At 56.6% G+C, this 20,965-nt stretch carries 22 protein-coding genes; 8 read left to right on the plus strand and 14 right to left on the minus strand.

Features of this window, described 5'->3' with window-relative positions; all coding sequences use genetic code 11:
- Positions 1-279: 279 nt before the first annotated feature.
- Positions 280-759: a 2-C-methyl-D-erythritol 2,4-cyclodiphosphate synthase gene (gene ispF / locus BN3659_RS02080; RefSeq protein WP_091534311.1), complete on the plus strand. Its 480-nt coding sequence runs from the start codon at positions 280-282 to the stop codon at positions 757-759.
- A gap of 241 nt (positions 760-1,000) precedes the next feature.
- Here ispF and BN3659_RS02085 read toward each other — a convergent pair whose 3' ends face one another.
- From BN3659_RS02085 to BN3659_RS02100, 4 genes are all read right to left on the minus strand, one after another.
- The gene (locus tag BN3659_RS02085) at positions 1,001-1,639 is read right to left on the minus strand and encodes a hypothetical protein (protein WP_091534176.1); all 639 of its coding nucleotides are present in this window, start codon (positions 1,637-1,639) and stop codon (positions 1,001-1,003) included.
- 5 nt (positions 1,640-1,644) lie between these two features.
- Positions 1,645-2,187, minus strand: coding sequence for a DUF4251 domain-containing protein (locus BN3659_RS02090; protein WP_091534178.1), 543 nt, complete (start codon positions 2,185-2,187; stop codon positions 1,645-1,647).
- Between the two features lie 48 nt (positions 2,188-2,235).
- Positions 2,236-5,058 (minus strand): excinuclease ABC subunit UvrA, encoded by a 2,823-nt coding sequence (gene uvrA / locus BN3659_RS02095; RefSeq protein ID WP_091534179.1) that lies wholly within the window; start codon positions 5,056-5,058, stop codon positions 2,236-2,238.
- Between the two features lie 146 nt (positions 5,059-5,204).
- The gene (locus BN3659_RS02100) at positions 5,205-5,975 is read right to left on the minus strand and encodes a nitrilase-related carbon-nitrogen hydrolase (protein ID WP_091534181.1); all 771 of its coding nucleotides are present in this window, start codon (positions 5,973-5,975) and stop codon (positions 5,205-5,207) included.
- A 105-nt stretch (positions 5,976-6,080) separates the two neighbouring features.
- On the opposite strand from BN3659_RS02100, the gene BN3659_RS02105 reads away from it, so the two are divergent.
- From BN3659_RS02105 to BN3659_RS02135, 6 genes are all read left to right on the plus strand, one after another.
- Positions 6,081-6,920, plus strand: coding sequence for a CvfB family protein (locus BN3659_RS02105; RefSeq protein WP_091534182.1), 840 nt, complete (start codon positions 6,081-6,083; stop codon positions 6,918-6,920).
- A complete protein-coding gene (locus tag BN3659_RS02110; RefSeq protein ID WP_091534184.1) occupies positions 6,920-7,684 on the plus strand; it encodes a class I SAM-dependent methyltransferase in 765 nt (254 codons plus the stop codon). The genes BN3659_RS02105 and BN3659_RS02110 overlap by 1 nt, the downstream gene beginning before the upstream one ends.
- 299 nt (positions 7,685-7,983) lie before the next feature.
- Entirely contained in the window at positions 7,984-8,421 is a 438-nt protein-coding gene (locus BN3659_RS02115; protein ID WP_091534186.1) for a LexA family protein, read from the plus strand.
- A 661-nt stretch (positions 8,422-9,082) separates the two neighbouring features.
- Positions 9,083-10,342, plus strand: a complete 1,260-nt coding sequence (locus tag BN3659_RS02125) for a Y-family DNA polymerase (RefSeq protein WP_091534189.1) — start codon at positions 9,083-9,085, stop codon at positions 10,340-10,342.
- A gap of 40 nt (positions 10,343-10,382) precedes the next feature.
- Positions 10,383-11,078, plus strand: a complete 696-nt coding sequence (locus BN3659_RS02130) for an SOS response-associated peptidase (protein WP_091534191.1) — start codon at positions 10,383-10,385, stop codon at positions 11,076-11,078.
- Between the two features lie 199 nt (positions 11,079-11,277).
- Positions 11,278-11,712 carry a PepSY-like domain-containing protein gene (locus BN3659_RS02135; protein ID WP_091534313.1) on the plus strand — a complete coding sequence of 145 codons (435 nt, stop codon included), beginning with the start codon at positions 11,278-11,280 and terminating at the stop codon, positions 11,710-11,712.
- Between the two features lie 546 nt (positions 11,713-12,258).
- On the opposite strand, the gene BN3659_RS02140 is transcribed toward BN3659_RS02135, so the two are convergent.
- The 4 genes from BN3659_RS02140 to BN3659_RS02155 all read right to left on the minus strand — a co-directional run bounded on the left by BN3659_RS02140 (position 12,259) and on the right by BN3659_RS02155 (position 15,052).
- Positions 12,259-12,480 (minus strand): DUF2795 domain-containing protein, encoded by a 222-nt coding sequence (locus tag BN3659_RS02140; protein ID WP_091534193.1) that lies wholly within the window; start codon positions 12,478-12,480, stop codon positions 12,259-12,261.
- 222 nt (positions 12,481-12,702) lie between these two features.
- Complete coding sequence (locus BN3659_RS02145) at positions 12,703-13,254, minus strand: cob(I)yrinic acid a,c-diamide adenosyltransferase (protein WP_091534195.1); 552 nt, start codon at positions 13,252-13,254, stop codon at positions 12,703-12,705.
- The gene (locus tag BN3659_RS02150) at positions 13,251-13,625 is read right to left on the minus strand and encodes a hypothetical protein (protein WP_224757820.1); all 375 of its coding nucleotides are present in this window, start codon (positions 13,623-13,625) and stop codon (positions 13,251-13,253) included. The genes BN3659_RS02145 and BN3659_RS02150 overlap by 4 nt, the downstream gene beginning before the upstream one ends.
- Positions 13,626-13,765: 140 nt before the next feature.
- Positions 13,766-15,052, minus strand: a complete 1,287-nt coding sequence (locus tag BN3659_RS02155; protein WP_091534198.1) for a BaiN/RdsA family NAD(P)/FAD-dependent oxidoreductase — start codon at positions 15,050-15,052, stop codon at positions 13,766-13,768.
- Positions 15,053-15,074: 22 nt separating this feature from the next.
- Between BN3659_RS02155 and BN3659_RS12735 the strand changes: the two genes are divergently transcribed.
- Positions 15,075-15,503: a hypothetical protein gene (locus tag BN3659_RS12735; RefSeq protein WP_141682453.1), complete on the plus strand. Its 429-nt coding sequence runs from the start codon at positions 15,075-15,077 to the stop codon at positions 15,501-15,503.
- A 225-nt stretch (positions 15,504-15,728) separates the two neighbouring features.
- Here BN3659_RS12735 and BN3659_RS02165 read toward each other — a convergent pair whose 3' ends face one another.
- The 6 genes from BN3659_RS02165 to BN3659_RS02190 all read right to left on the minus strand — a co-directional run bounded on the left by BN3659_RS02165 (position 15,729) and on the right by BN3659_RS02190 (position 20,839).
- Entirely contained in the window at positions 15,729-16,373 is a 645-nt protein-coding gene (locus BN3659_RS02165; RefSeq protein ID WP_141682454.1) for a hypothetical protein, read from the minus strand.
- Positions 16,374-16,515: 142 nt separating this feature from the next.
- On the minus strand, positions 16,516-17,139 hold the full coding sequence (locus BN3659_RS02170) for a hypothetical protein (protein ID WP_141682455.1): 624 nt from the start codon (positions 17,137-17,139) through the stop codon (positions 16,516-16,518).
- A gap of 136 nt (positions 17,140-17,275) precedes the next feature.
- A complete protein-coding gene (locus BN3659_RS02175) occupies positions 17,276-17,938 on the minus strand; it encodes a hypothetical protein (RefSeq protein ID WP_141682456.1) in 663 nt (220 codons plus the stop codon).
- Positions 17,939-18,075: 137 nt separating this feature from the next.
- Positions 18,076-18,702, minus strand: a complete 627-nt coding sequence (locus BN3659_RS02180) for a hypothetical protein (RefSeq protein ID WP_141682457.1) — start codon at positions 18,700-18,702, stop codon at positions 18,076-18,078.
- A 136-nt stretch (positions 18,703-18,838) separates the two neighbouring features.
- Positions 18,839-19,480, minus strand: coding sequence for a hypothetical protein (locus BN3659_RS02185; RefSeq protein WP_141682458.1), 642 nt, complete (start codon positions 19,478-19,480; stop codon positions 18,839-18,841).
- Between the two features lie 9 nt (positions 19,481-19,489).
- Positions 19,490-20,839 (minus strand): C10 family peptidase, encoded by a 1,350-nt coding sequence (locus tag BN3659_RS02190; RefSeq protein ID WP_091534212.1) that lies wholly within the window; start codon positions 20,837-20,839, stop codon positions 19,490-19,492.
- Positions 20,840-20,965 lie beyond the last annotated feature (126 nt).

Here is a 20,965-nt window from a genome sequence, read left to right on the forward strand (position 1 = left end):
GCAAAATTAACGATTTTCGCCGAACGGACAAGGGATCGGCCCGTTTTTATTACCGCCGCCGCAATCCTCCGCTTCGGACGGAACGGATACGGAATAAAATGCGCATCTTCGGACGCCGGCTCAGGCGCTCCCCGCCCGGCAAACGCAAACAGATTCGCTCGTGCGCCCGACTTGGTTCGCATCTTTGGCTTCGTCTCAGACACTCTTTCCCGGCAAAATGCGAATAAATTTGCTTTTGCGCCCGACTTATTCGTATCTTTGACGGAAAACACTTCGCTCATGGACTTCAGAATAGGACACGGTTACGACGTGCACGCCCTCGGCGAGGGGCTGCGGCTCGTGCTCGGGGGTGTCGAAATCCCCCATACCAAAGGATGTATCGCCCACTCGGACGGCGACGCGGCGATCCACGCCGTGTGCGACGCACTGCTGGGAGCTGCGGCCCTCGGCGACATCGGACTGCACTTTCCCGACACCTCGGACGATTTCGCCGGCATCGACTCCCGAATCCTCTTGCGGAGGGTCGCGGAGCTGCTGCGGCAAAAAAAATACGAGATCGGCAATGTCGATTGCACGATCTCGATGCAGAAGCCGAAACTGCGCCCGCACATCGAAGCGATGCGCGCGGCGATGGCCGGTGCAATGGGTGTAGGCGTCGACCGCGTGTCGGTCAAAGCTACGACCACAGAGCACCTCGGCTTCGAAGGCCGCGAGGAGGGCGTCTCTGCCTCGGCTGTGGCCTTGATATACAAAAAATAGGCCAAACGGCGAAGTTCCTTTGCCGCTTCATACGGGGCGGACCCCCGCAGGCGGGCAGCCGCCCCCGCGGCGTCGCATAGGGATACGCCCCGGTCCGAATAACCTTCCCGGGACACGACGTATCGTCGTACGGCGCAGTCGGAGCTGCCTGCCGACCGTGCGACGGACACGTCCGCCCGCCGTCTTCGAAACGGATGCCGCGGCGATCCCGCATCAGGCACGGCGGCCCGCCCGCACCGGGTCAGCGTCTCGGAGGCCCGCCCGCCCAGCGGCCGTTCCACAAGGCTCCGACGTAGCGCATCGTTACCGTGGGCGTGAGCAGCGTGAGCACGGCTTCGCCCGTGATGGTCGAAATCTCCAGATCGGCCGTGTAGCACACGTCGCCGTCGAAAACATTCATCGTAACGTTCCATCCCCATTGCAGATGCGACGCCTGATAGTTGCGGATATTCATCGAATCGAAGTTGAGCATTCCCAAATGCTGCGTGAAACTCCGCTCCGTGGGCAGGTGCACTTCGGCATGGTCCACGAAAAGGCCGAAAAAGAAATATTCGGCATAGATGTTCCGGATCATGCCGCCCGGCAAACCCTGCATGCTGTTCGGGAAGAACATGTAGTTGCGGCTCTGGATCAGCGAGTCGATCCGCTGGGCGAAAAGCCGGGCTTTGTAGGCACGGCGTTCGGCCCGGTTCATGCCCCGTTCGCTTTCGTCGTAGACGGTCGTCCGTTCGGTGATCCGCACGGGCGTCTGCTGCACGGGGACGACGGTGGTCAGAGGGATGCTGTCGCCGGCCTCGATCGTAACCTGCTGCGTCTGGGCGGCCGCCGCAGCGGTACCCAGACACAATACGAGGTTCAGTATGCAACGTCCCGCACGCATGGCCCCTAATAAAGTTGCGTGATGGTGCCCGAATACTGCACGGGATTATACCACGGGTTGGTGATCGTCAGCGTCGCGCCGCCCGTGCGCGTGAAGATTTCCAGCGTGAACGTATAGGTCGACGCCGTGAAGAGCGACGTGGAGAAGGTTACCATCCAGCCCTCGTTGGTCTGTTCGGTCGTATACCCCTGCACGTTGCCGATCGTATAGTTCAGGATGGTTACATAGTACGGGGAGACGTATCCTTTGATGTACGGCAGGCAAATATCCATCGTTCCGTCCCAGATGCCGAGGTTGAACTGCGGATTGAGCAGCTGACGGATCGGTCCGGCCGGCATGCGCTGCATGGTCTGGGGATTGAACTGGAAATTCCGCGAAAGCACGATCGAATCGACGTGTTTCTCGAATTCGGCGATGCGGTCCGCACGCCGTTTTTCGCGCACTTCGCGCTTCTCTTCCTTCGGCGACAGCATCTTCTTCTGTCCGATCACGGTGTAGGCGCCCGCGCAAAGCAGCACACCCAAAGCAATAACGATAAACTTTCTCATAGCGCATAAGGTTTTGCGCTACGAGTACAAATACGGTGCCCGAACGGATCAGATACCCATACGCGCCAGAAATTGCCCCGTATAGCTCGCCGCACAGCGCGCCACCTCGTGCGGGGTTCCGGCTGCGACGATCCGCCCGCCCGCGGCGCCCCCCTCGGGTCCGATGTCGATCAGGTGGTCGGCCACCTTCACCACGTCGAGGTTGTGCTCGATGACGATGGCCGTATTGCCGCGGTCGACCAGTTTGTTCAGCACGTCGAGCAGTTGCCGTATATCCTCGAAATGAAGTCCCGTCGTGGGCTCGTCGAGGATGTAGAGCGTGCGGCCCGTGTCGCGTTTCGACAGCTCCGCCGCGAGCTTGATGCGCTGGCTCTCGCCGCCCGAAAGGGTCGTACAGGGTTGACCGAGAGTGAGGTACCCCAGTCCGACCTCCTGAATGGCCCGCAATTTCTGGTGGATGTTCGGTACGTTCTCGAAAAATTCCACGGCCATGTTGACCGTCATGTTCAGCACGTCGTCGATCGACTTGCCCTTATACTTCACTTCGAGCGTCTCGCGGTTGTAGCGGTGTCCGCCGCACGTCTTGCACGTAACGTAGACGTCGGGCAGAAAATTCATCTCGATGGTCTGCACGCCCGCTCCGCGGCACTCTTCGCAGCGGCCGCCCTTCACGTTGAACGAGAAGCGGCCCGCCTTGAAACCGCGGATCTGCGCATCGGGCGTCTTCTCGAAAAGCTTGCGGATGTCGGTGAAAACGTCCGAATAGGTCGCGGGATTGCTGCGCGGCGTGCGCCCGATGGGCGACTGGTCCACCACCACGAGCTTGTCGATCTCGCCGATCCCCTCGACCGAATCGTATTCGAGCGGCCGGTCGTAGGAGCGGTAGAGCGCCCGGCTCAGGATCGGACGCAGCGTCTCGTTCACGAGTGTGGATTTGCCCGAACCGCTCACGCCCGTAACGCAGATCAGCTTCCCGAGCGGAAACTCCGCATCTATGTTTTTCAGATTGTTGCCCTTCGCACCGCGGATCACGATGCTCCGCCCCGTGCCCTTGCGCAGCTTCTCCGGCACCTCGATCCGACGCCGGCCCGTCAGGTAGTCGGCCGTGATCGAATCCGAGGCGAGGATGTCGTCGAACGTCCCCGCCGCGACGATGTGGCCCCCGCGGCGGCCCGCACGGGGTCCCACATCCACGATGCAGTCGGCCGCACGCATCATATCCTCGTCGTGCTCCACCACGATCACCGAATTGCCTGCGTCGCGCAGCCCTTCGAGGCTGCGGATCAAACGCTGATTGTCGCGCTGGTGCAGTCCGATGGAGGGTTCGTCGAGGATGTAGAGCACGTTCACCAGCTTCGAACCGATCTGGGTCGCCAGCCGGATGCGCTGGCTCTCGCCGCCCGAGAGCGAACGCGACGCACGCGACAACGACAGATAACCCAGCCCCACTTCCAGCAGGAAGTGCGTGCGTTCGCGGATCTCCTTGACCACCTCCTGTGCGATCGCCCGCTCCTTCGGAGTCATCTGCGCCTCCACGCCGCCCATCCACTCGGCGAATTCGGCAATCGAGAGGTTCGAGACTTCGGCGATGTTCCGCCCGCCGATGCGGAACTGCAAAGCCTCCCGCTTCAGACGGCTGCCTCCGCATAGGCTGCACTTGCGGTAGGCGAGGAACTGCTCGCGCCACTTGCGACCGCGGGCCGATTCGTCGTCCTCGGCCGTCGCCGAGATGTACTCGGCCACGCCCTCCCACGACGCGAAGCGGTTGCCGCCCGACGAGGCATACTCCGTCATGTCGATCGTCAGCGGCTCGGAATCGCCGTAGAGGATGGCGTTCATCCCTTCGTCGGAGATCGCTTCCACGGGATCGTCGATCGTGAAACCGTAGCGCCGGCCGAGCGTTTCGAGCATGGCGAAGAGCATGTTGTTGCGGTATTTGCCGAGCGGTTCGACCGCCCCTTCGCGCAGCGAACGCTTCGGATCGGGGATGATCTTCGAACGGTCGAAGACCGCCTCCTCGCCCAATCCGTTGCAACGGGGACAGGCCCCCTTGGGCGAGTTGAACGAGAAGGTATGCGGCGCGGGGTCTTCGAACGCCGCGCCCGTCGTGGGGCACATCAGGCTGCGCGAATAGTAGCGCAGCTTCTCCGTACCGTAGTCGTAGACGGCCATCGTCCCCTTGCCCTGCCGCATCGCCTCCTGCAACGAGCTCATCAGCCGTTCGGCGGCATCGGGCGATACGCCGAGGCGGTCGACCACCAGATCGACCGTGTGGATCTTATAGCGGTCGAGCTTCATGCCCGCCGCGATTTCGCGGATCTCGCCGTCGATGCGGGCATAGATATACCCCTTCTTGGCCAACTGTTCGAACAGTTCGCGGTAGTGCCCCTTGCGGCCCTTCACCACGGGAGCGAGCAGGGCGATCCTGCGACCGTCGAAATCCCGGAGGATCAGATCGGCGATCTGCTCGTCCGTGTAATGCACCATCTCCTCGCCCGTGGCAGGCGAATAGGCACGCGACGCGCGCGCGTAGAGCAGACGCAGGAAGTCGTTGATCTCCGTAACGGTCCCGACCGTCGAACGGGGATTCTTGTTGGTGGTCTTCTGCTCGATTGCCACCACGGGGCTCAGTCCCGTGATCTTGTCCACATCGGGGCGCTCCATCGTCCCGACGAACTGACGCGCGTAGGCCGAGAGCGTCTCCATGTAGCGGCGCTGCCCCTCGGCATAGATCGTGTCGAAGGCCAGCGACGATTTGCCCGAGCCGCTGAGTCCGGTGATTACCACGAGTTTGCGACGCGGAATTTCGAGGTCTACGTTCTTCAGGTTGTGAACCCTCGCGCCGAGTATCTTGATGCTTTCCTCTTTCATCGTATTCAATAACGTGCGGCCGGCTCCCTTTATTGGACGGCGAAAAAAAATCTTCGCACGGAAATATCCGTGCAAAGATACGACTCGTTTGCCGAACGAGAAACAATAAAGAAGCGAAATATCTCCCGATTTGCGGTTTGCGCGCCCTATTCGGCCGTCTTCAGTTCGAAATCGTCGGCGTCCATCCATGCGGGGAACGACTGACGGAAAGCGCGCTGCTCTTCGAGGTCGAGCGTTACGACCATCGTCCATTCGCCGCTTTCGGCATCGGCCAACGTGCGGCCGATGTAGTCCACGGCCATCGAATCGCCGATGTAGACCGCATCGGGATCGGTCCCCACGCGGTTCACGCCAATCACGTAGCACTGATTCTCGATAGCGCGGGCGCGCAGCAGCGTACGCCACGCATCGCGTCGTTTGTTGTCCCACGAAGCACAGTAGATGATCGCGTCGTAGTCGCCGCGATTGCGGCTCCAGACAGGGAACCGCAGGTCGTAGCATACGAGCATCAGAAAACGGAATCCCTTGTATTCGACCACCACGCGGCGGTTGCCCGGAGTGTAGTCGCGCGCCTCGCCGCCCGGGCGGAACAGATGGTGCTTGTCGTATTGGGTCATCTTGCCCGACGGCTCGACGAAGAGCATGCGGTTGCGGTATTTCCCCTCCTCCTCGATCACCACGCTGCCGACGACGGCCTTGTTATATTCTCCAGCCCAGCGGCGCATGGCCGTAACCACGGCCCCGTCCATCGGCTCGGCGACCACCGAGGGGCGCAGCTTGAATCCCGTGGCGAACATTTCGGGCAGCACCACCACGTCGGCCGCCGCCTCGGCCACCACTTTTTCGATGCGGGCGAGATTGTGTCCGATCTCCTCCCACTCCATATCTACCTGACAAATTGCAACGTTCAGCTTCATTTGGTTTCGTAATTTGAAACAAATATAGCAATTTTTCCTCCGATGCGCCGCGGAGCCCCGAAAAAATCGTATTTTTGCAAACACGAAACCAATCCCCCATCCGCCATGCTCAAAGCCGGACATACCCAGACCCTCACCGTTACGCGCGTATCGGAATACGGTCTTTACCTCGCCGACGAGGAGGGAGCCGAAGTGCTGCTCCCCAACCGCTACACTTCGCTCGCCGACAAGGCGGGCGACCGCAAGGAGGTCTTCGTCTACCACGATTCGGAAGACCGGCTGGTGGCCACGACCGAGACGCCGCTGCTCCGGGCGGGCGAAGCGGGCTTCCTGAAAGTCGTGGACAAAACCCCGCACGGCGCCTTTCTCGACTGGGGGCTCTACGGCAAGGACCTCTTTCTGCCCAACCGCAACCAGCAGGGCGGCGTCTTCACGGGCCACAGTTACGTCGTCTACCTCTACGAAGACGACATCACAGGCCGGTGCGTGGCGACGCAGCGGCTCAAAAGTTTCATCAACAACGACACGATCACCGTAAAACCCCGCGAAGAGGTTCCTCTGCTGGTCGCGTCGGAAAGCCCGATCGGCTACCGCGTAATCGTCCGGAACCGCCACTGGGGGATGCTCTACCGCAACCAGCTCTTCCGACCCGTGGCCGTCGGCGACCGGCTCACGGGATTCGTGAGCCGCATCACCGAGGACAACCGCATCGACGTGAGCCTCCAGCGGCAGGGCTATGCACAGGTCAAAGACTCCGCCGACGTACTGCGCCGGATGCTCCGCGACAACGGAGGCTCGCTCCCACTGGGCGACCGGAGCGCGCCGGAGGAGATCGCCGCACGTACCGCGATGAGCAAAAAGGCATTCAAGCGGGCGCTCGGCATGCTGCTCAAAAGCGGCGAAGCGGAGGCCACGGACGAAGGAATCAAACTCACGGACAGATAATGGCTAAGATCGCAACGGCGGAGCGCGTCTCGCGCGACGCCTCGGACAACTTCGTATTCCAACGCTCGTTGCTGGCCTATCACGCCGCAGCCGAACGCATCGAAGGCGAAGTGCTCGAAATCGGAACCGGCGCGGGATACGGCGTCGAAGTCGTCGCACCCCGCGCCTCGCATTTCGTTACGGTGGACAAACACGTGCCCGAAAGAGGCTTTGCGGACATGGAACGGGTCGTGTTCCAGCAGGCTGTGGTACCGCCGCTCTGCTTCGCGTCGAACAGTTTCGACTGCGTGATCTCGTTCCAAGTGATCGAACACATCCGCCGCGACCGCGAATTCGTGCGCGAGGTGCGGCGGGTGCTGCGTCCGGGCGGACGATTCGTCCTGACCACGCCCAACGCCCCGATGTCCCTCACGCGCAACCCGTGGCACGTCCGCGAATACACCGCCGGACAATTGCGCAACCTGCTCGAATGCGAATTCGCCGGGGTCGAAGCGCTCGGCGTCTTCGGCAACGAAAAGGTGATGGAGTACTACGAAAAGAACCGCCGCAGCGTCGAGCGCATCACGCGCTTCGATCTGCTGGACCTCCAGCACCGGCTGCCGCGCAAACTGCTGCAACTGCCCTACGATCTGCTGAACCGCCTCAACCGCCGGCGGCTGCTTCGTGCCGACGGCGAACTCACGCGCTCGATCACGATGGACGACTATCGCATCGGCCCCGTCTCGGACACGTGTTTCGACCTCTTTTACGTCGCACGAAAGTAACCGCGCAACGCAGGCTTTCTCCGCCGCACGTTCGTCTTCGCCGCGCCCGACGGGAACCTTCACGGTCTTGTCTGCGGTCAGGCACGGGGACAGGCGCGGAAACGATCGTGCTGAAAGGGCGGGAACGGACGCACGGAGGCGCGGGCGAACGGACCGGGAGTAAGCACCCGAAAACGGTCCCGACCGGACCGGCACGCTTCCGCCGGATCATCCGACCGGAGTTTTCGCCACACCCGTCAAAGATTTTCCTGCGCACGGAGGAACGGTTTTTGCCTTCCGGAGCGGAAACACCTGCGCGTATGGAAGCTTCCGACGACAAACTGAAAATCTACCGGCCCGAACCGGCCGGACCGCTCGAAATTCCGCTGGCCGAAAGCGGCGTGCATGCGGGCTTTCCCTCTCCGGCCGACGACTTTCTCGAAGGATCGCTGGACCTGAACCGGCTGGTCGTCCGGCACCCCGAAGCGACCTTTTTCGCCCGTGTGGAGGGGGATTCGATGCAAGGCGAGGGAATCGCCGAAGGCGATCTGCTGGTGGTGGACAAGGCGGTGGAGCCGTACGACGGCTGTCTGGCCGTGGCATACGTCGACGGAGAGTTCACGCTCAAGCGCGTACGGATCGAACCGCACCGGATTCTGCTCGTGCCGGCCAATCCGAAATACCGGACCATCGAGGTCTCGCCCGACCGCGAATTCGCGGTCTGGGGCGTGGTGAAATGGATCCTTAAAAGCGTCTGACGGCCCGCGCCCCGCGCCCGCAGCGACGGAAACGACGGCAGATGCGGCGGCGACACGTGCGCTCTTTACGTCCTGCACCGGCATTCGCTCCTGCCGCGCCGCACAGCATCACCGCGTGTTTTGCGGGGAGCAAACATACGATGCAGGCTTCGTTTCCGAAGCGGAGCCTGTCCTGTCCGGACGCACTCGATCCCGCCTGCCGCGCTCCAGCTCCAGAGAGGGGCGAAACCGCGCACGCGACCGGAAACGTCGAAACCCGACGGCCCGAGCCGAAAACGGCCTCCGATAGTCCCGGGATGCCGAAGGCAGCGCCCCTTCGATGCTGTGCGCACGGCGGATCGTGCGGCACCGGGGCAAGATGGCAGCTGCGAAGCTTCATCCGGGAAGACAATGCGAATCCCAACTGCGGCAGCTGCGCAGATACGCTGCCGACGGCAAAAACCCGTGCGGCATCGGGGCGGGATGGCGGCTGAGAAGCCTCATCCGGGAAGATAACGCCCCGCAGCGGCGTTCGTTCAACACGGTCGCCCGATGCCGGACAGGCCGCAACGATTCCGCCGGCGGACACGGCCGCCCCGCGCACCGACCGGAGGCGGACGGCCGCCCGAACCGGAAACGGGCGCTCACGGAACGACGACAGACAACATAGAGACAATAACCGATGTACGGATTAGCGGACTGCAACAATTTTTACGCATCGTGCGAACGGGTGTTCGATCCGTCGCTCGCGGAACGCCCCATCGTCGTGCTTTCGAACAACGACGGTTGCGTCATAGCACGCTCCAACGAAGCCAAGGAGCTGGGCATCGCAATGGGTGTTCCCTACTTCCGGATCAGAGAACTCGTCCGCAGAAACGACGTGGCCGTTTTCTCGTCCAACTTCGTCCTGTACGGAGATATGTCGCGCCGCGTGATGAACCTCCTCCGGCGTTTCGCCCCCGCCGAGGTCTACTCCATCGACGAAGCGTTTCTCGACTTCACGGGATTCGACGAAGAGACCCTCCGCCAGCAGGGACTCGAAATCGTCCGCACCGTGCGACGCCACACGGGCATTCCGCTCAGTCTCGGCATCGCACCGACCAAAACACTGGCCAAGATCGCATCGAAACTCTGCAAGCGTTATCCCAAGCTCGGCGGCTGCTGCTTCATGCACCGCCCCGAGCAGATCGAAAAGGTCCTCCGCAAATTCCCGATCGGCGATGTCTGGGGCATCGGCCACCGGTGGGCCGCCCTGCTTGAGACGCGGAACATCCGCACGGCTTGGGACTTCACGCAGTTGCCGCAGGAGTGGATCCGCAAACGAATGGGCGTCGTGGGTCTCCGGATGCAGCGGGAACTGAAGGGCGAGCCGTGCATCGGATTCGAACAAATGCCCGCCGACAAGAAACAGATCGCCACGACGCGCACCTTCGCCCGCGACACGGGCGATTACGAGGAGCTGCATCGGTGCATCGCCCAATACGCGGCGGCCTGCGCCGAAAAACTGCGTGCGCAACACGGGTTGTGCGCCGAGATCGCCGTATTTCTACTCACGAACCGCCATCGGGAAGAGGTGCCGCAGTCCTACGAGAGCCGGCTCCTCAAACTCTCCGTGCCGACCGATAGCACGCTGGAACTGACGGCTTACGCGGCGCAGCTGCTCCGACAACTCTGCCGCAAAGGCTTCGTTTACAAACGTGCGGGAGTGATTCTCTCCGACATACGCCCCAAATGCGGCGTGCAGCGCGACCTGTTCGATGCGGCCGACCGCGCCCGGCACGACCGGCTGATGGCGGCGATGGACCGACTGAACGCCGTCTACGGACGCCACAAGGTCGCAACGGCTGCCGAAGGTTTCGAACCCTTCAAAATGAACCGCAACCACTTGTCCCGCAAATTCACGACCGACTGGGCGCAGATCATTCGGGTCAAATCGACCTGAAACCGCACCGTCGCAACTCTCAATCTACTCTATATAACTTATGTGCTACCACACCGCCCTGATCGCCGACCCCGTCCAGCTCGGCCGCCGCTTCGGCCGCAGCGTCGACCGGATCGGAGACTTCCGCCCGCTCTACCACGTGTCGGCATTCTCCCATGCGGAATATCCCGTCGTTACGGCCGACGCACAGATCGGCCTCTTCCGCTGGGGACTGATCCCTTTCTGGACCCGCGGTCTCGAAGATGCGCTGGCGATCCGCAACCGCACGATCAACGCCCGTGCGGAAACGGTTTTCGTCAAACCCTCCTTCCGCGAACCGATCCGCCGCAAACGCTGTCTCGTTCCGGCATCGGGCTATTTCGACTGGCGGCACGAAGCGGACCGGAAAATCCCGTACTACATCACCGTCCGCGACCGTCCCATTTTCGCATTCGCGGGGATTTACGACTGCTGGCACGACGAAACGACGGACGAAACGGCGGCGACCTACTCCATCCTCACGGTTCCGGCCGCCGGGCCGATGCGCCGCATTCACAACTCCCGCTACAGGATGCCGCTGATCCTGCGTAACGAAGACGAAGAGCGCTGGCTCGATCCCCGTCTGACGGATGCAGAAATCGCGGAGTTTTTCACTCCTCCGCCCGGATCAAAAATGCAGTGCGAAATCATCCGCAGCGACTTTCTGCGCAAAGATGCCGGAGACCCCACGATCCTGACGCCGGCCGCGCAACCGTAAGCGCCGCACGTTTTTCTCCGACCGAAAGCCGCGCTTCGCGCGTCCTGCAGCTCTTTTTCCGGTGAAAAAGAGCCGGGGAATCGCAGCCGGCGGAGGAAATACGCTCCTACGAGACTCTTTTTCGAAAGACCCGGCATCGAAATTGGAACACCTTTTGCAACGCCACATGTGCATTTATTTTAACAAATTTATTAAAATTATGAAAAAGTTCTTACTTCTTCTGGTTTGTGCGGCTACCGCATTTTCCGTAAGCGCGGCGCCTCAAAAGGTCGATTTCGGTAAACTTCCGAAGAGCTCGCAGGAGTTCATCCAGAAAAATTTCCCGAAAGAGAAAGTCAAAGACGTGGAAATGGACCGCGAGGCTTCGTGGGACAAATACACCGTCTTCTTCAACAGCGGCAACCAGATCTCGTTCGAAGGCGGCAGCGGCAACTGGTCGGAAATCATCATGAAGAACGGTCCTGTTCCCGCAACGGCGATTCCCGTGAAAATCAAAACCTATGCAGGTGCCAAGTATCCCAACCTGCACATCATGATGCTCGCCACGACCGCCGACGGCTATAAAGCCAAACTCTCGGACGGCACGTTCCTCTACTTCGACAGCAACGGCGACTTCGTGAAAGCCGAGAAATAGTTGTCGAGCTTCGCCGATGCGACAAGGGGCTGTCCAACAAGTCCCGAAAATCGGAAATCACCCCTGTCGGAATTCATTCCGGCAGGGGTGAAATCGTTGGAATCAGACTTGTTAGACAGCTCCTTTTTCATTCGTACTGCTCATCGGGAACTTTTCCCAATACGCAATTCTCTGAGGGTTGAAAAAGCTTGTCGGACAGCCCCGTTCATTCGTTCGCTCTGGAGCAGTCGCTTTCCCGCCTCGGCTGAGCCCGCACCTGCGTTCGCGTCTGCCATCGGTTCAGCGAAACGGTTCCGCTAAACGGGACCGTTCCGAACGGACAATTCTCGGAGAGGCAAATTGAATCGGCTGGGGCCTGCTATCGTTACCCGGGCCGACGCCCGACGACGCTCTTGCGCCAAACAGCAATCACCCTGCACGGCAGATCCCGAAAGAGAGATGTCGCATCTTCCCCATATACGCAAAAATACTACGGCACGATCGAGAAAATCGTGCCGTTAAACATTCCGTATAATTATTTCGAGCCTTTTCGGGCCGAAATTCATTTTAATACTCCTCCTCGTTGAAGAAAAAATCCTCCTTCGAGGGATAGTCGGGCCAAATATCTTCAATGGACTCGTAAATATCGCCCTCGTCTTCGATTTCCTGCAAATTCTCAAGCACTTCGAGCGGAGCCCCAGAACGTGTAGCATAATCGATCAGCTCATCTTTCGTCGCAGGCCATGGAGCGTCTTCGAGTTTGGATGCCAATTCAAGTGTCCAGTACATAGTCGTAAAATTTATAAGTTCTATTTTCCCAGTCGTTTCCCGCTTAGGCAATCACCGGGCAGGCCCGGATTGCACTCGGCTTGACAAAAACGTCCCTTATTTTGCTTGCCAACATCGCTTGCGAGTATCCTGTCTCAATACCGACTTGCAAAAGTATAAAAAAAACGATACAAACCAAGAAAATAGTATGAAACATCATGCATCTGTAACGGCCTCTTCGCATCAGGGAATCCATAGCGTCTCTTCCACAGCGAAATACTCCGTCAAGGTACGCCCCAGCAGATAAAAATAATCCGACAGCCTGTTGAGATAGACCAATGCCGACGGCTCCGCTCCGTACGCATGGTCGGCGCGCAGCGCAGCCCGTTCGGCACGCCGGCAGACGGTACGGCACACATGACACATCGAAACGGCCCGATGACCGCCCGGAATGGTGAATTTGGCAATCGGCGGCAGCGCCTCCTGCATCGCGTCGATCCGGCTTTCGAGCCACCCGGCAGCCTCCTCGCCCAACGGAACGACCTTGTCTTCGCCCCCTTTGCCCGTAGCAAGCGAAGCAGCGACCGTCATCAGCTGCGACAGGATGCGGTTCAGCTCTTCCACCCGATCCGCAAGCGACGGATCTTCGCGCAGACAATCGCCCAATAAGGCGGTAAAAGCCATCAATTCGTCCACCGTGCCATAGGCTTCGACCCGTTCGTCCGTCTTACGCACCCGTTCGCCTCCGACAAGCGAAGTCGTTCCATTATCGCCCGTTCTGGTATATACTTTCATATTCTAAAATGTTGTTTCGGAAGGTATTTATTGTTGAATATCAACAGATAGCCCCGATTATCGACCGTCGTGGAGCCGTGTCCGGCCACGATGGCTCCGCACATCCGTTCCCGGTCGCGGTCGGCATAAGGTTCCATCACGGCGATCGTAGCGCCTCTCCCACAGGCGGTCCGCACCAGCCGGAGCGTCTCCGCCTTCGGCAGCATGCGCGTTGCAACGCACAACTCGGCCGACGCCTCGTCGATCGCGAAAGTGCGGTATTCGCAGTGGGTCATCAAGTTCTGCAACTCCATCGCCCGGCGCTCGGGAACCCCCGCCGCAACGAGCGCATCCCGCAGCGAAGTCTCCGCAGAGAGCAGTCTGTGCGACATGAAAACCTGCCGGACGACCGAATAGACGAACGGCGAATGCACGCCGTGTCCGCGGAAATAACGCGCCCGCGAGAGCCGATTGCGAAGCTCCCCGACCCGGGCCGACAAGTGCGGCAACCGAATATACCGCCCTCCCAACGTCATCTCCGTCTCTTCAACATCCCTGCCATACGACCTGTCGAGAAAGCGATCTGAAGGTTGTAGCCGCCCGTATCGGCATCGAGATCGAGCACCTCGCCCGCGAAATAAAGCCCCCTGATTTTCAAAGATTCCATCGTATGCGGATCCACTTCGTCGCAGCTCACGCCGCCCGCCGTAACGACGGCGTACTCGAACGGCGCATAATCCGCAATCGGAAACACCCACCCTTTCAACACTCGGATGAGGCGTTCGATCTGCCCGTCCGCGATCTTCTCGATATAACATTTCGAATGGATGTCCAACTCTTGCGCCAAAGGCATGACCAGCGGTTTCGGCACCAGCTTGCGCAGCAGCTCGGCAAAGAACTCCGTCGGCTGCATCTCCGCGATCTCTCGCCGGATCCGCTCGCGCAGCACCTCGTCGGCGAGCGCAGGCTTCAGATCCAACGTCAGCTTCACGCTGCGTCCGTCGATCAGCGCATCGACCGCATCGCGGCTCATGCGCAGCGCCACGGCACCGTCTATGCCCCGTTCCGAAAAGCCCAGTTCGCCGAACTCTTCGCGCACCGTTTCGCCGTCGATGTCCAATGTCGCACGCACGTTGCGCAGCAACACTCTATCCATATATTTCGCTTGCGGGTGCGACGTTACGAGCGGCGTCAGCGACGGACGCACAGGCACGACCGTATGCCCCAGATCGGCGGCGAACGCATAGCCGTCGCCCGTCGATCCCGTTGCCGGATAGGAGACGCCGCCCGTGCAGACGATCACCTGCGGGCACTCCTCCTTGCGCACGAAGCCGCGCCGGTTGAGGTAACGCACCCCGAAGACGCGGCTGCCGACCGTCATGATCTCCGTAACGCGCGTATTGTATTCGATCTTCACGCCGTTCTCCACGCAAAACTCCAACAGCGCATTGGCAATGTCCCAAGCTTTGCCGCTCTTGGGGAAAACGCGGTCCCCGCGCTCGATGTCGAGTTTCACCCCCATGCGTTCGAAAAACCGGATCGTCGCCCTATTGTCGAACTCCGCGAAAGCCGGGGCGAAAAACGAGGCGTTGGCTCTCACGTGCGCCGCAAAATCCTCCGGAGGACGGGCATTGGTTACATTGCACCGTCCTTTGCCGGTGATGCGGACCTTCCGGCCCGACTTTTCCATTTTTTCGAGCAGCAGGACCCGCCGTCCGTTGCGGGCGGCGGTTCCGGCGGCCATCATACCTGCGGCTCCGGCACCCACGACGATCACGTCGTAGGGCTGGCGGACAGCAGTTGTTTCGGTCTGTTCCATACGGTCGCAAAGGTACGAAACAATGGGCAAAGCGCAATGCGGCAACACGGAAAAAACATCATCCGGCACACAGATACTTCCGCCCGATGTTTCGGATTCGGATTCGATTGCCCCCGGCTTTCGGACACGCCCGTTCGAACACCTCCGGCTCCATCATGCAGAGCCGTTCACCCAGCCAAGCGACAGGATCGCGTTCCTTCCAGACCACGCAACGAACATGATCCGGCAACCGATCCAAGGGAATTTCCAGTCGGAAGGCCTTTCCGAAAACGCTCCGTCCGGCACATACGAGCTCCGATTCCGCATCCGCTGCGACATGCCGAACCATCCGCTTTTCGATCGGTCGGGCGGACGAGCCCGACCGGATCGTCGAAGCGAACCGACGGATTGCAGCCTCGAAAGTGCCATCGCCCTTAAAACGACGACATATTTGCACGAATCAGATTCATAACGGGGAGGGGTCGATTCGTCGGAATTGTGTCTCGACACAAAAAACACATGGGCCGGACAGCAAATATTCCGGACAAATTCTGACGAAACAAGAGGCTGTCCGATAAGTTTCAGACAACCTCTTTTTAACTGCATCGTTACGCAAGCTTTTTTCCGAATAGGCCGATTCCAAAAGGGAGGGACAGGAAATTTGCGGGACAGCCCTCTCGAATGTCCGCTTCGCAACTCAGTCGAGCGGATTCGACGGCTCCAATAGTTCGGCTCCGTTCTCGATCTTGGTCCAATAGACGCGGATACCCAGATAGATGATATTCTGATACTCCGATATCTCATCCAACTTCCATTCCTGCCAGATATACGGTTTGATCGGTCCGTCGAGGATGATTTCTTCATCCGTACAGGAAACCACTTCCAAAGGAACATTGAACGCTGCGCCCACATAGCCTGTCAATTCATCCAAAGCTCTGATAAGCACATGGTTTCCATCCGGGTATTCCATGATATACCGATTGTGATAATAGTACGATCCGACGTAGGTACCCGAATCGTATTCCCGAACCTTACGGGTATCCGGCTCTACGGAAAAGATCTCTAAACGCGGATAATAAAATTTTCCGCCCGACCATTGGACGGACTCATTTATAATATCATCGGAAAATTCCAGCTCTCCTTGTGCCCATTTTTTCGTATAAACGAAACAGACTTTATCTTGCCTCCAATATGTTCCATCCAATGCGGCCTCCACCGGATGCGTTTCGGCAGGTTCGGGCGTAGACACCGACATAGGTGCAGGGTTATCGTCTTTATCGCAGGCCGACACGAAAAGAGACGCAAAGATCAGAAGCAACGGTTTTGCTAAGAATGTTTTCATAGAATAAGGCGTTTTAATGGATGACTGATACAAATGTAGGAAAAAAGGTATTCGCTTGCAAATATCGAAAACAAAACTGATAAAAAAAATCCCGCTCCGCAGAGCGGGACGCACTACTCCCGAAAAAGCGCCGCTAATAAATTCAGTCGAGAGGTTTGCTGTGTTGAAGGGCATTAGGATCCGTCTTGGTCCAATGAATCCGAATGCCCACATATTTTCGTCCGGAATTGAACCGATTCAATAGCCAATTATCCTCTATAAAAGGTTTGAGCGGTGCATCGAATACGATCTCGTCTTCGAGAATTTCGACGACTTGCATTTCTGAACCCACCACAGCATTCATAAATGCCAGCGAATCGAACGGAGAAAGAATCCGGATACACTGGTTCACGTCATCGTATCTGGTCGTATAACTGTTCCGGTAATGTCCCACATATCCGCCGTACTTATCTTTCATATAACGCCATACCTTTCGGGTATCCTTCTCGACGTAAATTTTATCCAATGCTGTCTGATCGGCATACGAAAGACCACCGGCAAGATCGAAACCCGTAATGATATCTTCATCGGATTCTTCTATTTTCGGCCAATAAACCCCTGTTCTATAAGACATAAAATGGATGCTTTCGCTCCAGTAATTTCCCGCTATGATATCCTCCAGACGTGGCGTTTCCGACGCAGGCACCGGATCGGCGTCTTCGGCGCAGGCAAAAACGAAAAGAGAAGCAAAAATCAGAAACAACGGTTTTGCTAAGAATGTTTTCATAGAATAAGGCGTTTTAATGGATGACTGATACAAATGTAGGAAAAAAGGTATTCGCTTGCAAATATCGAAAACAAAACTGATAAAAAAATCCCGCTCCATAGAGCGGGAATACCCCAAGGAAGCGTCTACTTCGAAATCAGTCGAGCGGGTTCGACGGCTCCAATAGTTCGGCTCCGTTCTCGATTTTGGTCCAATAGACACGGATACCCAGATACATGTGTCCTCTCATTTCATATGCATGCGTCAAATCCCAGTTCTGCCAGATATAGGGTTTGATCGGCCCATCCAAGACAATTTCTCGATCCGTACAACTCACCACACGCAGATCGATATTCGAATCGGCACCGTAATAGGCGCTATGCTCGTCGTCCGTACTGACACGAACCCGGTTATCGGCAAGATACTCCAGCCAATACCGCTTGCGATAATACCAATTTCCCGTATATGACTGATCGTATTCATAAGCATGGACACCTCCCGTTCCGGATGCTACATAAAATATATCGAGACGTTCGTCGATCATAACCTTTCCCTCCCAAGCAAACTCATCGACAATGTCCCCAGTAATCTGTATATCGCTCGAATAAGGATTATCTCTTCCTGTCTCCTGATATGTGAAACAGATCTTTTCCTGCCAGTAGTTGCCTTCGAGCACTTGTGCGACCGGATGTTTTGCGGATACGATCCCGGTGTCGGGTGTCAAAACAGGTGTCGATACCGGATCGTCGTCCTCGGCACAGGCAAAAACGAAAAGAGACGCAATAATCAGAAGCAACGGTTTTGCCAAAAATGTTTTCATAGAATAAGGCGTTTTAATGGATGACTGATACAAATATAGGAAAAAAGGCATTCGCTTGCAAATATCGAAAACAAAACTGATAAAAAAATCCCGCTCCGCAGAGCGGGACGCACTCCCGAAAAAGCGCCGCTAAAATCTCAATCCAACGGTTTGCTGGATTGAAACGCACTCGGATTCATTTTCGTCCAATGAATCCGAATACCGAGGTAATCCTCATAATGACTCTCGGAAAGAACATCCAAATGCCAATGCTCCCGAATGAACGGTTTGATCGGCGCATCGAAAACGATCTCGTTCTCATCCATCGATACGATTCTCATTTCGGATTCCGTTACCGCGTTCATATAGGTCAACGAATCGAAAGGCGAACAAATACGGATCGACCGGTTCACATCATCGTATGTAATCTTATAACTATTTTGATAATGAGTTACATATCCTCCGTATTTGTCCTTCATATAACGCCATACCTTTCGGGTATCCTTTTCAACGTAGATTTGATCCAGCGTCGTCTGGTCGGGATACGGATTGCTACCATCCGATCTAAAAAATTCAATGATATCTTCCGAATGTTCATGTATCGTTTTCGGCCATTGATCTAACGAACCATATACCATGAAATGAATCTTCTCGTTCCAATAATGGCCGGCTATAATCTCTTCCAACTGTGAGGCTTGCAACTGCGGAGAATCGTCCTTATCGCAGGCAAAAACGAAAAGAGACGCAAAGATCAGAAACAACGGTTTTGCTAAGAATGTTTTCATAGAATAAGGCGTTTTAATGGATGACTGATACAAATGTAGGAAAAAAGGTATTCGCTTGCAAATATCAAAAACAAAACTGATAAAAAAATCCCGCTCCATAGAGCGGGATTACCCCAAAGAAGCGTCTACTTCGAAATCAGTCGAGAGGATTCGACGGCTCCAATAGTTCGGCTCCGTTCTCGATTTTGGTCCAATAGACGCGAATACCCAGATAGATGATATTCTGATACTCCGATATCTCATCCAACTTCCATTCCTGCCAGATATACGGTTTGATCGGTCCGTCGAGGATGATTTCTTCATCCGTACAGGAAACCACTTCCAAAGGAACATTGAACGCTGCGCCCACATAGCCTGTCAATTCATCCAAAGCTCTGATAAGCACATGGTTTCCATCCGGGTATTCCATGATATACCGATTGTGATAATAGTACGATCCGACGTAGGTACCCGAATCGTACTCCCGAACCTTACGGGTATCCGGCTCTACGGAAAAGATCTCTAAACGCGGATAATAAAATTTTCCGCCCGACCATTGGACGGACTCATTTATAATATCATCGGAAAATTCCAGCTCTCCTTGTGCCCATTTTTTCGTATAAACGAAACAGACTTTATCTTGCCTCCAATATGTTCCATCCAATACGGTCTCCACCGGATGCGTTTCGGCAGGTTCAGGCGTAGACACCGACATAGGTGCAGGGTTATCATCTTTGTCGCAGCTTACCAAAAAAATTACCAACAAGAATATAAAAATACTTCTTAAATATTGATTCATAATATTTTATTATTTATTGAGATAATAACTAACCATGTTTATACCTTGATAAATTTCGTCTTTGAGAACAGGACTGGCAAGCACATCATACTTCACCCAGCCATCGTGTTTGGCATCCTCATAACCATAACGACAATATACGTAATCTACCTTAACCGATACATCACCGACCACACCACCTCCAGTGCCATGCCATTCAGTTTTTTCCTGCCATCCATCGATAACCCATGCATGAGGTCCGCCCTTTTCAATACCTAAACTGGTGTCATCGTATCGAGCCGATCCGCATGCATAAACAGGCGTTTTGTTAAACCTCAACTGGGTTCTAATATCCTCAATTGTCATCTCTTTATAGGCGATATTCGTATATCCCAGAATTCTTTTCAAAAAATTCGGAACATCCAAAGCGGAATTAGCTAAAGATTCATCGACTCCATAGTTCATCCCGACCGCCTTTCCCAATTCCGAAAGATACCTCTGAATCGCATAAAGATATGTGGCAGCCGGAGTAGCTGTTTCAATAGCTTTGGTAATATGAGTCCAATTGGGGCGAAAATTATTGCCGATCAATCCATTGTGAGGCATCAACACATCGGGCCCCACTCCGAAGGTTTTCATATTATAAGCCAGAATTTGTCCCAGAGCCAATGCCACGCAACCGACTTTTGCTTGTTTCCCGTCATACGTATAGCAATAAGCATTGTACGGATAATCCTGATGCCACGTCGTCTTCATCAATAACACATAATCCGGAATAGGTTCAAAAGGCCATTCCGGTAATACGGGCACATCAATGCGAGTCTCTGGTTTCATATCATTCTCCGCTTCAGCTTCCCGCTCCACCTTTCCGTCCGCCGCCGCTTCGAGGTAAGCCACCATGCAAGCATGGATGTAGGTCGGCGTTTCGTAGTCCTCGCCGCGGTCCGTGGCGGCCTTAGCCGCCGCCATATCCGCGGCCGTCAGCCTCCCTTGAGGCACATAGGCGATCACGCCGCCCTGCTTCGCGTCGGCTCCGAGAACCGCGTAGCCGCCCCCTTCGAACTGAGCGATGTAGCACAGCGGGGCATCCGCTGCGGTGCCCGACGTGCGCGTCGCCGGAGAAACCTCGCTGCGCATCAGCACATCCACATGCGATACGGCCGGAACATCCGACGAGCGGGTCGTCGGATCGTCCGCCTGAAAGCGAGCCAAAGCCGCCAGCGCCGATTCGACGCTTACATGATCCGGACCGACAGCATCCGACACCGTCGGCTCTTCGACGGGCAGAATCCCGTCGCGGGCGCAGCCGCCGCACAGGACAACGCCGGATAACAGCGAGGCGGCAACCGCAACCTTCAAAACTTTGTAAATCTTCTGCATAAATAAATAATTTTATAAAGTTTATCCGGATAGCATTTTGCTATCTGTTTATAAAACAAAGATATACAAAATTATTTCGAATCCAAATCCCAGCCGGTACTTTCGTCTGAAATGACCAAAATAAAA

This window comes from Alistipes sp. CHKCI003, from assembly GCF_900021155.1.
GTDB classification, from domain to species: Bacteria; Bacteroidota; Bacteroidia; order Bacteroidales; family Rikenellaceae; genus Alistipes; species Alistipes excrementavium.